The sequence below is a fragment of the Aeromonas sp. FDAARGOS 1408 genome (assembly GCF_019048665.1).
In the GTDB taxonomy this organism is placed as follows: Bacteria; Pseudomonadota; Gammaproteobacteria; order Enterobacterales; family Aeromonadaceae; genus Aeromonas; species Aeromonas dhakensis.
This window is the reverse complement of record NZ_CP077394.1, coordinates 3377501-3390822: the sequence shown is the minus strand read 5'-3', so window position 1 is coordinate 3390822 and position 13322 is coordinate 3377501. Positions and strand designations below refer to the sequence as shown.

Below are 13322 nucleotides of genomic sequence, written 5' to 3'. Positions count from 1 at the left end.
CGCCCTTGCACCCTGTTTCGGGCTGTTCAAGGGCGGCCCCCTTTCATAAGATAGGCCTCTCTTCACGCAGTTAGCGGGCCTTTCGTGATGCACGCAATTCAAGACGAACAACCCGATTCACTTGGCCGCCTCAAGCAGGCTTTCATCACCGGCATGTGGGCGTCCCTTGCCAGCATCGTCATCGGCTTCGTCTTCAAGGTGTGGCTGGCGCAGTGGGTGGCCAAGGGGGATCTGGCGCTGTTCAACAGCGTGGTGGATTTGATCTCCCTCTCCTTGATCCTGATGACCGGCTTTCGCTCCTCCATGGTGGTGAGCTACTCCCAGACCAAAAACGATCGGGACATCATCAATATCTTCCGCTACTTCCTCATCGGCATGGTGCTGCTCACCTGGGGGCTGGTGATCCCCTACATCAAGCACGGGCTCCATATCCGGGCTGAATATCTGCAACTGGTGGGGGTCATCTTCGGGCTGGGGCTCAAGGTCTACTTCACCAATCTGGTGGCCATGTACCGGATGTACGGGATCTCCAACCGGGTCACCTGGCTGGAGCCGCTGGCCAATGGCCTGCTGTTTATGGCCTGCTATTTCGGGCTCGGGATGGAAGCGCTCCCTTCGCTCTTCTACGGGCTGACCTTCTCCTCGCTCGCCATCGCCGGCTACATGTATCTGCACCGGCGTAGGGCCATCGCCACCCGGCCGCTGGCCAAAGTTGAGCTTGGCCCCGAGATGCGCAGCTATGTGAAGAAGAGCTTTACCGCATCCCTCGAGGCGGGGGCCAGCATCCTGATGATTTACATCACGGTACTGCTCACCATCCGCCACTTCAGCCTCGACGAGCTGGGGGATTTTCAGGTGGTGGTGCGCCCCATCTTCACCTATATGACGTTGCTGTTCGTCTTCCCCATCTACCGCTTCGTGCTGCCTGAGCTGGCGGTCAATCTGCGCAGCGGCGATCACCGTCAGATCCGGCTGATCCGGCGCTGGATCTTCCGCCTCAGCGCCATCGTCAGCCTGGTCTTCTTCCTGGTGATGCTGCTGGCGGGCAAGCCGCTGGTGTCGCTGCTGTTCCCGGCCGACTATCTGGGGGCCGTGCCGGTGCTGCTGCACTTCTCCCTCTTCTTCATCTTCATGATGCTCAATGGCTACCAGCTTGCCTACATCAAGGCCCACGGCCACTTCACCCAGAGTCTGCTGATCCGCGCGGTGGGCATAGTGGCGCTGGTGGCGGCCTACTACCTGGTGGCCCGCTTCACCACCAACGTGGTGGCCATTATCGTGGCGCTGGGCCTCGGTTATCTGGTGATGTTCGTGCTCTCCACCCTGGCCGAGCAGCGCATCCTGCGGGCCCTGCCGCTCGTGCTGGCCAGCCACGGGTAGCCGCCGGCCAGCCAATAAAAAACGCCCGCTTGGGCGTTTTTTATTGGGTCGCGCTGCGGGTTACAGCAGCATGCCAACGGCCAGCCGGTTGAAGGCATTCATCAGGGCGGCCGCCAGGGTCAGGTCCGAGATCTCGCGATCGGAAAAGTGGGCCTTGAGCGGTGCGTAGCGCTCGTCCGGTGCGCCTGCATCATGGACATAAGTGAGCGTCTCGGCCCAGGCCAGGGCGGCGCGTTCGCGTTCGCTGAACAGGTCGCTGACCCGCCATCCCGCCAGACAATCGAGTTTCTGCTGCGACACCTCGCACTCGCGCAGCGTCTTGGCGTGCTTGCTTAGGCAGAAGGCGCAGCCGTTGATCTGCGAGATGCGCAGATAGACCAGCTCCAGCAAGGGGGCGCCGAGGGGGCCTGCGGCCAGGGCGTCGCTGGTGGCGCGCAGCCCTTGATAGGCCTCGGCTGACAGGGTGGAAAAGGGAAGTCTTGGCTGAGTCATGGCAGTACTCCAAGGTGGTGTGGATCGGCAAGCCGGCTAAACAGGGGCTGCTGCGCCAGCAGCGCGCGGTTGGTGTCGATGGTCTGGCGCACCGCCTCGTCACCGAATACCAGCCCCTGCAGATAGAAGAAATGGATGTTGAACAGCCCCAGGGTGTTGAGCGCGTGGCACAGGTAGGGGGTCAGAAAATCGGGTTGCCCGGCTCGCGGGCCCTGATGAAAGCCGCCCGATCCCACCAGGACGTAGACGGGACGGTCGGCCAGCAGCCCCAGCTTGCCCTCGGCACTCGACTGGAAGGTGCGATGGATGCGCAGCACATAGTCAATCCACAGCTTGAGGGCGGCCGGCAGGGTGAAGTTGTGCAGCGGGGTGGCGATGAGCAGGGCATCGCTCTGCTCCAGCTCCCGGATCAGCGTCTCGGAGAGGGCCAGCTCGGGGGCGTCAAAGGGGGTGGCCGTGGTCAGCGCCTGTACATAGGCCTGGCTCAGGGCCGGCAGGGTGTCAGTGCCAACAGGGCGTTCGACCAGCGCGAGGGCCGGGTGCGCTTGTCGCAGACAGGCCACCAAATCCAGCGCCAACCGGTTGGCGTGAGAGGCAGTTCCCTGGGCGCTGGCGTTGATCAGCAGTACCTGGTTCATGGGCGCAGATCCTCGCAAAAGTGCATCCCGCGGGAGAGCAACCCGCAGCGAAAGTAGAAGCGCTGGGCCAGCGCATTGTGCAGGCCGGTATCGAGCACCAGGTGATCGCACCCCAGCCGCAGGGCTTCGGCGCGCACGGCGTCCAGGAGCTGCGCCCCCAGGCCGCTGCGCTGCAGGTCGGGACTGACGACGAGGTCGTCGATATAGACAAAGCGCCCGTAGATGAGGTTCTCCTGCAGGCGATAGCCGGCCAGGCCGACGATGCGTTCGGCGTCCCGCGCGGCCAGCAGGCGATAGCCTTGTTGTGCCTGCCTGGTGAGCTGCGCCACATAGCGCTCCGGGCTGCTGAGGTGGGGGCGCAGCTGCTGCATCAGGGCGAAGCTGGCGGCAAAGGCCGCTTCGTCGTCGAGGGGGTGGAGAGTGTGTGCCACATCTGGTGTCCATGCTGGGGTGATGAGGCACTGTATGCCCGTCATGGACCCGGTCACAGGGCCAAAAACGGTGTAAATGAGTAGGCCATGTGGCCGTGCGGAGGGAGCCTGGGCTCCCTCACCGGATCAGCGGCGGGCCTTGCTCTTGTTGCCAGCGAGCGCCTGCTTTCTGGCGCGCTGCTTCTGGGCCGCCTTGCTGCTGCGGCGTGGCTCGGGGTCGAAGCGGGTGAGATCCGGCTCAAAGCCCGGGAACCACTGCTGGGGCAGGCGGGTGTCCAGCACCGCCTCCACCTTCTCCAAGAGCTGCGCATCTTCCGGGCTGAACAGTGTGATGGCGAGCCCCTTGTTGCCGGCGCGGCCGGTACGGCCGATGCGATGCACGTAATCCTCCGCCACAAACGGGAACTCCATATTGATCACGTAGTTGAGATCCGTGATGTCGAGGCCGCGGGCCGCCACATCGGTGGCCACCAGTGCCTGCAGGGTGCCGGCGCGAAACTCCAGCAGCACCTTCTCCCGCGCGCCTTGTGACAGATCACCGTGGAAGGCCAGCGCATTGATACCCGCCTTGCCGAGCTGCTGGGCCAGCTTGTCGGCCCCCTGGCGGGTGCGGCTGAAGATCAGCGCTGGCGCCCAGCCCTTCACTGTGAGCATGTGTTCGACCAGCGCCAGCTTGCGATCGCTGTCCACCGTATAGACCCGCTGCTCCACCTCGGCTGCCGTGGTGTTGCGCGGTGCCACTTCAATCAGTGCCGGGTCGCGCAGCAGCACCTTGCTCAAGGCAAACAGGTTGTCGTCGCAGGTGGCCGAAAAGAGCAGGGTCTGGCGATCCGCCGGGATCTGTTTCAACAGCGCCTTTATCTCGTCCATAAAGCCCATGTCAAGCATGCGATCCGCCTCGTCAAACACCAGATGGCGCAGCGCCGCCAGACTTAAGGCCCCCTGGCGCAGATGGTCGAGCAGCCGGCCCGGGGTAGCGATCAGGATATCCACGCCGTTTTTCAATGCCTCCACCTGCGCCGCGATACTCACCCCGCCGTAGACCAGCGTGCTGGTGAGGTTGGTACCCTTGGCGTAGCGCGTGACGCTCTCATGTACCTGCACCGCCAGCTCGCGGGTCGGCACCAGCACCAGGGCGCGGATGGGGCGGGGGGCATCGCTCGTCGGGTGTTGCAGCAACTGCTCCAGCAGCGGCAGCACGAAGGCGGCGGTCTTGCCGGTGCCGGTCTGGGCACCCGCCATCAGATCGCGCCCCGCCAGGATGACCGGGATGGCGCCGGCCTGCACCGGGGTCGGCACGGCGTAGCCAAGCTCGGTCAGGGTCTGCTGCAGGCGGGGGGAGAGCGCCAGGTCGGCGAAGGAGGCAATGGACATAAGGGTACCCGTCGGGATGGGCGCGGCCACGCCGCGCTGGAAACAGTCTTGATGGCCGGCATGGTAACAGATGCGGGGCCGCGGGCAGAAGGCGCCGCCGGCTCAGCGGCAGTGAAACACCTCTTCCAGTGCGTCCACCACGGCGCGCACCCGGCTGGCTTTTTGTAAGTCGGGGTGGAGCACCAGCCAGATGTCGACCGGATCGCACAGGGTGGGCAGCACGCGCACCAGTTCCGGCTCCTTGTCCGCCAGAAAGGTGGAGAGCAGGGCGATGCCGAGCCCCTGACGAGCGGCCGCCAGCAACAGCAGCTGGGCATTGCACTGCAGCACCACGTTGGGTTCGTGCAGCGGCTCCCCGCACAGACTGTGCCAGTGGCGGGAGACCAGCTCCCTGGCAAACAGCAGCAGGGCATGCTGGCTGAGAGCGTGGCCGCTCTTGGGCGTGCCGTGGCGGGCCAGATAGTCGCGGGAGGCGTAGAGCCCCATCTCTATGGTGGTTAGGCGCTTGATCACCAGCTCGTCGTTGTCCGGGCGCAGCCCGCGGATGGCGAGATCGGCCTCCCGGTAGGCGATGTCGCTGACGCTGACCGCGGTCTGCAGGCTGAGTCGGATGCCGGGATGGCGCTCGCGCAGCAGGGTGAGGGCGGGCAAAACGAAGGCCTGGGCCAGGGTGTCGGTGGTGGCGATGCGCACCTCGCCACACAGGCTCTGATCGCCGGCGCTCGCCTTGCGTTCGATGGCCTTGATGGCCTGCTCCATGGCGCTGGCATCCGCCAGCATGGCCTCGCCGAGGGGGCTGAGATCATAGAGCTTGGGGGTGCGGATAAAGAGTTTGGAGCCGAGGTTCTGCTCCAACGCCGTGATGCGGCGCCCCACGGTGGCCTGATCGACCCCCAGTACGCCGGCGGCGCCGCGCAGGGTGCCCTGCCGTGCCAGTGCCAGAAAAAACCGCGCGTCGTCCCAGTTGATCATCGAGCCTCCCGTTTGTCAGCCCCTGTTGGAGCTTGCTCATTAGAAGCCAGCGCCGGCGGGAGCACAAGGCGAGAGTGCCCTTGTCGACATGCAGATAGATGCCACTGACATGCATTATTGAAGCAGGCTGATGCATTTGTGTCGCTGTCGAGGGGCGGCGGCGGGCGCTATCATGGCGTCTCTCGTCAGCGGTCTTGCCCGCCCTCATCGGAGCCTTGCATGTCATCATCTCTCTGTGCCGCCGCCCCCTCTGCGGCGGCTACCTCCCATCGCGCCATCCTGCTGTTTCTGCCGCTGGCGCTGATGTCGGCGCTGCTCAACAGCAGCGTGCCCACCCCCCTCTATCCCCACTATCAGCAGGCGCTGGCCCTGAGCGATGTGAGCCTAACCCTCATCTATGGCGGCTATGCGGGCGGGGTGCTGATCTCCCTGTTCGGGGTGGGCAATCTGGCGGGCAGGGTGAGCGACCTGCGCGCCATGATCCTGCCGGCCCTGCTGGCGGTACTGGGGGGCGCCCTGCTGTTCTCCCTCGCGGACTCCTTCTGGTCGCTATTGCTGGCGCGGGTGCTGGCCGGGATCGGCACCGGCGCCCTGACCGGCGCCGCCAACGTGGCTCTGCTGCGCTTTGGCCCGCGCGATGGCGGCAAGCGGGCCGCCCTCAGCGCGACCCTCTCCTTCACCGCCGGGCTGGCACTCGGCCCGGTGTTCAGCGGGTTGGCGCTGCAGCTGGAGTGCTATCCGACCCAACTGCCCTTCCTGCTCATCATGGGGCTGGCGGCCTGCGCCATGGCGGGGGTGGCATTGAGCTGGCCCGCCAGCGCGCAAGGGGCGCCTGCTGCGACAACGCAGCAGGGCAGGGGATCGCTGGGGGAGGGGCTCAAGGCCACCGGGGCGGCTTTCTTTATTTGTGCACTGGCGCTGTTTACCGCCTGGGCGGTGGCGGCCAGCCTGCTGGCCATCGGCCCCAAGGTGGCGAGCCAGCTGCTGGGGCTGCGGGATCTGGGTCTGTTCAGCTATCTCATCGCGGCCTACATGGTGCTCTCCGGCCTTTGCCAGCTCTGGGCCCGTCGGCTCGATGCCCGTCACACCCTGCAAAGCGGCGCCCTGGCGCTGGCGATCTGCATGCTGCTGTTTGCTGGCGCCGTGCATGCCCAGTCGTGGTGGCTGGCGGTGGTCGGTTTGCTGGTGGCCGGTTACGCCCAGGGTGCGGTGTTCGTCGGCAGTGCGACCCTGGTCAACCGCATCGCGCCGGCTGCCAGCCACGCCCGGCTGGTGTCGCTCTTCTACGTGATCGCCTATGTGGCGAACTGGGTGCCTGTGTTGCTGGGCTGGGTCAGCGATGGTGCCGGCGTGCAGGCGGCGGTGGATCTGCTCACCGTCGGCAGCGTGCTGATCAGCCTGGGGCTGGCCTGGGCGGCCTGGCGCACCCGCTTCGAGCCGGCTGCCGGCTAGCGTGACTCAGTCGGCCAGCAACACCCGCTCGGCTGACAGATGGTGCATCCATTCGCGCAGGATCAAGAGGGCGGCGGCAAAGCGCCGGGTCTTGGGCAGGCTAGTGTGATTCAGTCGGCCAGCACTACCCGCTCGGCCGACAGATGGTGCATCCATTCGCGCAGGATCAAGAGGGCAGCGGCAAAGCGCCGGGTTTTGGGCAAGTTGGCTGCGGCCAGCGGGTCACCTTCCACCATGGCGGCAAACTGACCGAACAGCTGCTCCAGACTCTCCCGGCTCAGTTCACGACTGCCGAGCGCCTCGGCCAGCGGCAGCGGCGCCTGCAGGGTCACCACTTCATGGGGCGGCACCTCGGCAGCCAGCGGCATCAGCACGTCCTCCACCACCATGATGGCCTGCTCCAGCTCCAGCGCGCTCGGTGGATCCCGGCGAAACGGGCCCGGCGTCATGGCCTCGAGGCCGAAGCCCAAGTCGCGGGTGAAGCGGGTGCCGTCGGCCCGGGTCAGCTGCAGCTGGCTGCTGTGCTCCCCCAGGCTGAGCAGGATGGCGGTCTGGTTGCGGGTCATGGGGTCTCCTTGTAGCGGTCGCGACTCTGCCTTATCCATACACCCGCCGCGACCGGCTGGCGAGGGCTTTCGGCACCCCCCATCCGGGGAATACGGCTTGCAATATGTGGTTGTGATGGCATTCTGGATGTCTAGATGGTTATTTTGTCGTTACCTTCAGGAGTTCAGATATGGATATTCGTACCGCCCCCCGTGCGCTTGCGCTCGCCCTGTTGCTGGCCAGCGGCCTTGCCACCGCCAACGAGGCGCTGGTGATCCAGACCGACTTTGGTCTCAAGGATGGTGCCGTCTCGGCCATGAAGGGGGTCGCCTTCGGAGTGGATCGCACCCTGCCGCTCTATGACCTGACCCACGAGATCCCGGCCTACAACATCTGGGAAGCCTCCTACCGCCTCTATCAGACCCTGCAGTACTGGCCCAAGGGGACAGTGTTCGTCAGCGTGGTGGATCCGGGGGTCGGTACCGATCGCAAGTCGGTGGTGCTCAAGACCAAGAGCGGCCACTACATCGTCAGCCCGGACAACGGCACCCTGACTCTGGTGGCGGAGCACTTCGGCATCGATACCGTGCGCCAGATCGACGAGAAGACCAACCGCCTCAAGGGCTCCGAGAAGTCCTACACCTTCCACGGCCGCGACGTCTACGCCTACACCGGCGCCCGCCTCGCCTCCGGAGCCATCAGCTATGAGCAGGTAGGGCCCAAGCTGCCGGCCGAGGTGGTGAAGATCCCCTATCAGCCTGCGGTGGCCGAGCAGGATGGCACCCTCAAGGGCACCATTCCGATCCTGGACGTGCAGTACGGCAACGTCTGGACCAACATCGACGACAGCCTGCTGACCAAGGCGGGGATCAACAAGGGCGACAACGCCTGCATCAAGATCAGCGAAGGGGATGCACTGAAATACGAGGGCAAGGCCCCCTATGTCAGCAGCTTTGGCGATGTGCCGGAAGGCCAGCCGCTGGTCTACCTCAACAGCCTGCTGCAGGTATCGGTGGCACTGAACATGGACAGCTTCGCCGCCCAACATCAGGTGCAATCCGGCGCCAACTGGCATATCAGCCTGAAGAAGTGCTCCTGATCGCGAGCTGAAGTTGCCGGGTGACCGGTACACGGAGATAAAGAGGGCAGGCATCGATGGATGCCTGCCCTCTTGTCATGGCGCCCGAGGCAGGATGGTTGTTGTCAAAACACATATTTGCAAGGTGATATTGATAATGATTGTCATTTGGCTGGATAATCGCCGACTCCTCAGACCACTCACCCTTTGCACGATGAAAACCAGCCTCTTACTGGTCAGCCTGCTGATCCTGACCGCCTGCAATGACAACCATAGCCAGGCGCCCGTTCCCTCTGTGCCGGTGGTGACGCCGCCCGTGGTAGAGCCGCCGGTAGAACCTCCGGTGGTGACGCCACCCACAGAGCCGCCGGTGGAGCCGGTACCGACCCATACCCGCAGCGAGTTGACCGTGCGGCTCGATGTGACGACCCGTCTGGGGCAGGGGGCCACCCTGCTGCTGCGCCAGGCCGCTACCGGCATTGTGGTAAGTGGGGAGCTGGGGCAGGAGAGCTCCTTGGTCATGACGCTGCCGGCCGGTTTGCTGCTGGATCAGCCGCTGGAGCTGGTGGGGAGCGACGGCAGTTATATTCTGCGCGCCGCGACGGCCCGGGTGGCCGATCTCGGTGCCACGGCACTGTCGGCCCGCCGCGCTGACGCACCTTCCTTGCGACTGGATGAAGAGGAGACGGCGCTGTTCCTGCTGGCCGACCGCAATGGAGACGGCACCCTCGATCAGAGCGAGTGGGGGCAACTGGCAGAGATCCGTCTGCAACAGCAAACACTCATCCAGGACTATGCAGCCCTGTTGCTGGCCCAGCGCCAGCCGGGGGCCGAGCTCAACTATCCGGACAGCTGGCAGATGCTGCTGGCCCTGCGTGCCGATCAGGGGGAGCGTAGCTGGTATCGGCGCAGCAACAGCAGCCCCATCGAGGCGGCGAGGCAGCTGCTCTATCCCGCCCAACCCAGCCAGCCCGACGAGCCGGAGACGGCCGAGCTGCTGCGCCTTGATGAGCAGGGCCGGCTGACGAGCGGCACTGACTGGCGTTGCCTGCACGATGTGCGCAGCCCCGCCGGGGTCAAGGGCAGTCAGTACTGGTTGCACGCCAGCGGCAGCAGCATCTTGCCGCAGAGCAGCCGTGCCGGGCTGGGAGTGGTGCCGACCGGCTGCGGACGCGGTGACTGGCGACTGCCTGGCCTGGCCGAATTTGAACGGCTGCTGGCGGCGGACAAGCAGAGTTGGCGCTACCCCCACACCTTTGCTCTGGCAGTGCCGACCCGGATCTGGCTGCAGGACGGCGCCGGCCGCCCCGCTCTTTACCAACCCGCCACGGGCAGCTGGCTCGAGGAGGGGGAGGGCAGCGTGCTCTGGTATGCGCTGGCGCCCTATCCGGTACGCCCTTCGGTCATCCGTGACGACAGCATGCCCGACATGGCCGCCCTGCGCGCCCAGTATGCCGGCCCTGCCACCCAATGGCCGGCCGCCAGGGTCGATGAGGGGGTCGAGTGGCAGGAGCTGGGGCCGCTGCCGGCGGTCCCCTTCCCGGCCGACAACCCTTACAGCCGGGCCAAGGTGGTGCTGGGCCAACAACTGTTCTTCGACAAGCGGCTCTCCCGGGCGCAAGACATCAGCTGTGCCAGCTGCCACGATCCGCAAAAGGGGTGGAGCGACGGGCTGAGCGTCTCGGTGGGCCATCAGGGGCAGAAGGGGACCCGCAACGCTCCCTCCATCCTCAACAGTGCTTTCAGCAGCAGCCAGTTCTGGGATGGCCGGGTCGGTTCCCTTGAAGAGCAGTCGCTGCACCCCATCCAGAATCCGGTGGAGATGGCGCTGGATCACGACGAACTGCTGGCGCGTCTGCGGGCCAGCCGCGACTACCCGGCGGCCTTTGCCACGGCGTTCGGTGACGAGGGGATCAGCCTGGAGCGGATCGCCAAGGCGATCGCCACCTTCGAGCGCACCATCATCAGCCGCGACAGCGACTTCGAGCGCTTCGTCCAAGGCGACGGGCAGGCCCTAAGCGACAAGGCGCTGTGGGGGATGCACCTCTATCGCACCGATGGCCGTTGCATGAACTGCCACTCCGGGCCGTTGCTGAGCCAGTACCGGTTCGAGAGCGTGGGGCTGGCCTACTATGGTCGCAATCTGGAAGACCGTGGCCGTTTCCTGCACACCCGCCAAAAGGCAGACATGGGGCGCTTCAAGACCCCCAGCCTGCGGGATGTGGCATTTACCGCACCTTATATGCACAACGGGGTCTTCCCCATCCTGGCGCAGCGTATCGGCAGTTCCGTGCAGGGGGTGGTGGCCATGTACAACTTCGGGGTGACCAAGTGGAGCAGCGGGGTGGGCTTCCCGACCGGGGTTGCGCAGTACGATCCCTTCTTCCCGCAAGCCTCCGATCACCTGCATGCGCTCGGTCTCTCCAACGACGAGCTGGATGCCATCGGTGAGTTCCTGCGTAGCGTGTCTGCCGAGCCGAGGCGCACTCCGGCCACGGTCGCCGAGCTCGGATTGAGCGGGGTGGCTGACGAGGCGCCGGTGTCTGCCATCGTGATCGATCTGCAGGTGACGCCGGCAGCCCCCCGGCTGGAAGTGGGCCAGGCGCTGGCTCTGCAGGCCGAACTGCGGCTGAGCGATGGCACGCGCAATCCGGCGCAGGGCCCCTTGCAGTGGCGCAGCATGACGCCGGAGCGGGTCAGCGTCGACGGCGATGGAGTGCTGCGCGCTCTGGCGGTGGGGCCGGCCCGGGTGCAGGTGAGCACGGGCGAGCGGATGCTGGAACTGGCGGTGCAGGTGGTGGATGCCCAGCCCGATTTCAGCCAGGGTTGCCGTCATCCCGAGCTGGTGGCGGGCGAGCTGATCTTCGTCTGCCCCCTGACTCGCGCGGAAGCGGACCGGCTGGCGCTGGCGTACGACGGCAGTGCCAGGGATGAGGATGGGGATTACAACCCCTTCCCCCACGACTACGTGGTGATGAGCCAGGAGCGGGCTCGCGACTACTGCCAGCAGCTGGTGGCGCGTGGCCACGATGATTGGCGCCTGCCGGCGGCCAGGGAGCTGACGGCGCTGTTTGCCGCCTATCATCAGGTCGGTGAGGAGATGAAGCTGCTGACGGAGCAGGGCTGGCCGCTCTACAGCCGGCTCTGGAGCAGCGATGCCCCCAACGACGACGGGGAGGCCCCTCTGCTCGATCCGGGCAGCGGCGAGCTCATCACGGATCTGCCGCAAGAGGCTCACGGCGTCGCCTGCGTGCGGGCACGTTAGAGGAACTCGAGTCATGATCTCGACAAGGGCGCTGCGGCGCCCTTTTCATGGCCGGTTCTGCGGTGAGCCTTACTGCCCCTTGAGTGGTGCGGCTGCGGGTTGAAGCCGGATGGGCTGGGGTGGCAGCTCGCGCACGCTTACCACCACCTCATAGCGTTTGTCGGCTTCGGCCGGCGGAATGTTCTTGAACAGCGCCTGGGCGGTGGCCTGAGGATCCTGGCCCAGCTTGCTGGCGTGATAGAGGGAGGCGGGTAACGCCGGCGGGCGCGTGTCGGGACGACCGGCTGGCGGGGCTGGCAGTTCGCAGGCCTGGGCCGACAGGCTGGCAAGCAGCAGGGTGAGTGCGAGGGGGTAACGTGACATGGGGATGACTCCATACAGGGAAGATGGCCCATCAAACGCCAGGCGGACCGCTATCTCAACGGCTTTTACGCTCCCTTTTCACCCTCTTTACAGTCATGACAACGGGCGCCTTGGCGCCCGTTGTGGATCCTGTCAACCGCGGGACTCAGAACTCGTTGGAGAGCGCCTTGTACCCCTTGACCAGATCGATGTTGGTGTGGGCCACGTCCTCGGAGAACTCGGCGGCATCCACCGAGACTCGAGGGATATGGTCCAGATCGCTCTGCTGGTTGATGCGGGTGGTGGAGGGGACGTAGAACTCCGGCGGCAGATCGCAGCCGTCCACCACCGAGTTGTGACGCACCACGGCGCCGTCACCGATGTGGCAGTTGAAGAGCACGCTGTTGAAGCCGATGAACACCCGGTTACCCACTTCGCACGGGCCGTGGACTATGCTGCGGTGGGCGATGGAGGTGTACTCGCCGATGGTAACCGCCGCGCCGGACTTGGAGTGGATGACGACCCCGTCCTGAATGTTGGAGTTGGCGCCGATGACGATGGGCTCCATGTCGCCGCTGGCATCCACCTCGTCGGCGCGGATCACCGCATAGGGGCCGACAAACACGTTCTCCTTGATGATCACCTTGCCACAGATGATGGCTGTCTTGTCGATATAGGCTGACTCGTCGATGACCGGCAGATGGCCGGAGGGATTCTTGCGGATCATGTTACATCCTGTTGAAGAGGAAAGCGGACGGGAAACAGGCCGGACGTGCGGGCCCGCCGGAGAGTCAGCTTACGCCTCGGTGCCGGGAGGGGAAACCCTTTACTGGTCTGACCCCGACATTGGCCGGCGCCCCGGCAGGGTGTTCCCTTTGGGCAAAATATGGGAGCATGGCCGTTCCCGAGGGCGAAACGGCCCGCTCGACACTATTTGCATAACCCTGGATATCCAAGATGAAGAAGATTGTTGTGCTGCTCGGCATGCTGCTGGCCCCCTGGTTCTCCTCTGCCGTTCAGGCCAAAGGGGAGGCCGGCGCGTTTGATTATTACGCCATGGCGCTCTCCTGGTCACCAGAGCACTGCGCCATCAAGCCGGCCGACCGGGACCAATGTTCCCGCCAGCTGGGATTCGTGCTACACGGGCTCTGGCCCCAGTACCAGCGCGGCTACCCGAGCAGCTGTACCCGCGAGCGGCTGGATCCTGCGATGGAGCAGCAATTTGCCGGCCTCTATCCCAGCCGCTTTCTCTATCGCCATGAGTGGGAGAAGCACGGCACCTGTTCGGGCCTGAGCCAGCGCGATTTTCATCAGCTGGCCAGCGACCTGCGCCAGAAGGTGAAGATCCCGGC

13 protein-coding genes (1 of these 13 cut by a window edge) are annotated in these 13322 nt (G+C 65.2%); 5 read left to right on the top strand and 8 right to left on the bottom strand.

The features are described from left to right. The first annotated feature begins 87 nt into the window (after nucleotides 1-87). Complete coding sequence (locus tag I6L38_RS15535) at nucleotides 88-1380, top strand: lipopolysaccharide biosynthesis protein (RefSeq protein ID WP_216988691.1); 1293 nt, start codon at nucleotides 88-90, stop codon at nucleotides 1378-1380. Between the two features lie 60 nt (nucleotides 1381-1440). On the opposite strand, the gene I6L38_RS15530 is transcribed toward I6L38_RS15535, so the two are convergent. From I6L38_RS15530 to I6L38_RS15510, 5 genes are all read right to left on the bottom strand, one after another. Next, nucleotides 1441-1872 (bottom strand): carboxymuconolactone decarboxylase family protein, encoded by a 432-nt coding sequence (locus I6L38_RS15530; protein ID WP_216988690.1) that lies wholly within the window; start codon nucleotides 1870-1872, stop codon nucleotides 1441-1443. Further along, nucleotides 1869-2510, bottom strand: a complete 642-nt coding sequence (locus tag I6L38_RS15525; RefSeq protein ID WP_216988689.1) for an FMN-dependent NADH-azoreductase — start codon at nucleotides 2508-2510, stop codon at nucleotides 1869-1871. Before I6L38_RS15525 ends, I6L38_RS15530 begins: the two co-directional genes overlap by 4 nt. Then, nucleotides 2507-2941: a GNAT family N-acetyltransferase gene (locus I6L38_RS15520; RefSeq protein WP_216988688.1), complete on the bottom strand. Its 435-nt coding sequence runs from the start codon at nucleotides 2939-2941 to the stop codon at nucleotides 2507-2509. Before I6L38_RS15520 ends, I6L38_RS15525 begins: the two co-directional genes overlap by 4 nt. A gap of 126 nt (nucleotides 2942-3067) precedes the next feature. Further along, a complete protein-coding gene (locus I6L38_RS15515) occupies nucleotides 3068-4315 on the bottom strand; it encodes a DEAD/DEAH box helicase (RefSeq protein ID WP_216988687.1) in 1248 nt (415 codons plus the stop codon). A 102-nt stretch (nucleotides 4316-4417) separates the two neighbouring features. Next, nucleotides 4418-5287, bottom strand: coding sequence for a LysR family transcriptional regulator (locus I6L38_RS15510; RefSeq protein ID WP_017764057.1), 870 nt, complete (start codon nucleotides 5285-5287; stop codon nucleotides 4418-4420). A gap of 219 nt (nucleotides 5288-5506) precedes the next feature. Here I6L38_RS15510 and I6L38_RS15505 point away from each other — a divergent pair, with 219 nt between their 5' ends. Continuing rightward, entirely contained in the window at nucleotides 5507-6739 is a 1233-nt protein-coding gene (locus I6L38_RS15505; protein WP_216988686.1) for an MFS transporter, read from the top strand. Nucleotides 6740-6849: 110 nt separating this feature from the next. Here I6L38_RS15505 and I6L38_RS15500 read toward each other — a convergent pair whose 3' ends face one another. Continuing rightward, entirely contained in the window at nucleotides 6850-7305 is a 456-nt protein-coding gene (locus tag I6L38_RS15500) for a hypothetical protein (RefSeq protein WP_019839883.1), read from the bottom strand. A gap of 170 nt (nucleotides 7306-7475) precedes the next feature. On the opposite strand from I6L38_RS15500, the gene I6L38_RS15495 reads away from it, so the two are divergent. Both I6L38_RS15495 and I6L38_RS15490 read left to right on the top strand, forming a co-directional pair. Beyond that, on the top strand, nucleotides 7476-8384 hold the full coding sequence (locus I6L38_RS15495) for an S-adenosyl-l-methionine hydroxide adenosyltransferase family protein (protein ID WP_017783810.1): 909 nt from the start codon (nucleotides 7476-7478) through the stop codon (nucleotides 8382-8384). A gap of 193 nt (nucleotides 8385-8577) precedes the next feature. Beyond that, on the top strand, nucleotides 8578-11628 hold the full coding sequence (locus I6L38_RS15490; protein ID WP_043172100.1) for a cytochrome c peroxidase: 3051 nt from the start codon (nucleotides 8578-8580) through the stop codon (nucleotides 11626-11628). A gap of 69 nt (nucleotides 11629-11697) precedes the next feature. Here the strand turns inward: I6L38_RS15490 and I6L38_RS15485 are convergent, their stop codons facing one another. Together I6L38_RS15485 and I6L38_RS15480 are read right to left on the bottom strand one after the other, a co-directional pair. Next, the gene (locus I6L38_RS15485) at nucleotides 11698-11991 is read right to left on the bottom strand and encodes a hypothetical protein (protein ID WP_019839880.1); all 294 of its coding nucleotides are present in this window, start codon (nucleotides 11989-11991) and stop codon (nucleotides 11698-11700) included. A gap of 145 nt (nucleotides 11992-12136) precedes the next feature. Beyond that, the gene (locus I6L38_RS15480; RefSeq protein ID WP_005309014.1) at nucleotides 12137-12697 is read right to left on the bottom strand and encodes a carbonic anhydrase; all 561 of its coding nucleotides are present in this window, start codon (nucleotides 12695-12697) and stop codon (nucleotides 12137-12139) included. Between the two features lie 230 nt (nucleotides 12698-12927). On the opposite strand from I6L38_RS15480, the gene I6L38_RS15475 reads away from it, so the two are divergent. Then, nucleotides 12928-13322, top strand: the 5' portion of a protein-coding gene (locus tag I6L38_RS15475) for a ribonuclease (protein ID WP_043172101.1). 253 nt of this gene lie beyond the right edge of the window; only the first 395 of its 648 coding nucleotides appear in the window; its start codon is at nucleotides 12928-12930; its stop codon lies beyond the right edge, outside the window.

Excerpts from the sequence above, each read along its gene's own strand:
- I6L38_RS15515 (WP_216988687.1), bottom strand. The coding sequence starts at position 4,315 with ATGTCCATTGCCTCCTTCGCCGACCTGGCGCTCTCCCCCCGCCTGCAG.
- I6L38_RS15525 (WP_216988689.1), bottom strand. The coding sequence starts at position 2,510 with ATGAACCAGGTACTGCTGATCAACGCCAGCGCCCAGGGAACTGCCTCT.
- I6L38_RS15505 (WP_216988686.1), top strand. The coding sequence starts at position 5,507 with ATGTCATCATCTCTCTGTGCCGCCGCCCCCTCTGCGGCGGCTACCTCC.
- I6L38_RS15535 (WP_216988691.1), top strand. The coding sequence starts at position 88 with ATGCACGCAATTCAAGACGAACAACCCGATTCACTTGGCCGCCTCAAG.
- I6L38_RS15510 (WP_017764057.1), bottom strand. The coding sequence starts at position 5,287 with ATGATCAACTGGGACGACGCGCGGTTTTTTCTGGCACTGGCACGGCAG.
- I6L38_RS15480 (WP_005309014.1), bottom strand. The coding sequence starts at position 12,697 with ATGATCCGCAAGAATCCCTCCGGCCATCTGCCGGTCATCGACGAGTCA.
- I6L38_RS15495 (WP_017783810.1), top strand. The coding sequence starts at position 7,476 with ATGGATATTCGTACCGCCCCCCGTGCGCTTGCGCTCGCCCTGTTGCTG.
- I6L38_RS15485 (WP_019839880.1), bottom strand. The coding sequence starts at position 11,991 with ATGTCACGTTACCCCCTCGCACTCACCCTGCTGCTTGCCAGCCTGTCG.
- I6L38_RS15530 (WP_216988690.1), bottom strand. The coding sequence starts at position 1,872 with ATGACTCAGCCAAGACTTCCCTTTTCCACCCTGTCAGCCGAGGCCTAT.
- I6L38_RS15500 (WP_019839883.1), bottom strand. The coding sequence starts at position 7,305 with ATGACCCGCAACCAGACCGCCATCCTGCTCAGCCTGGGGGAGCACAGC.
- I6L38_RS15490 (WP_043172100.1), top strand. The coding sequence starts at position 8,578 with ATGAAAACCAGCCTCTTACTGGTCAGCCTGCTGATCCTGACCGCCTGC.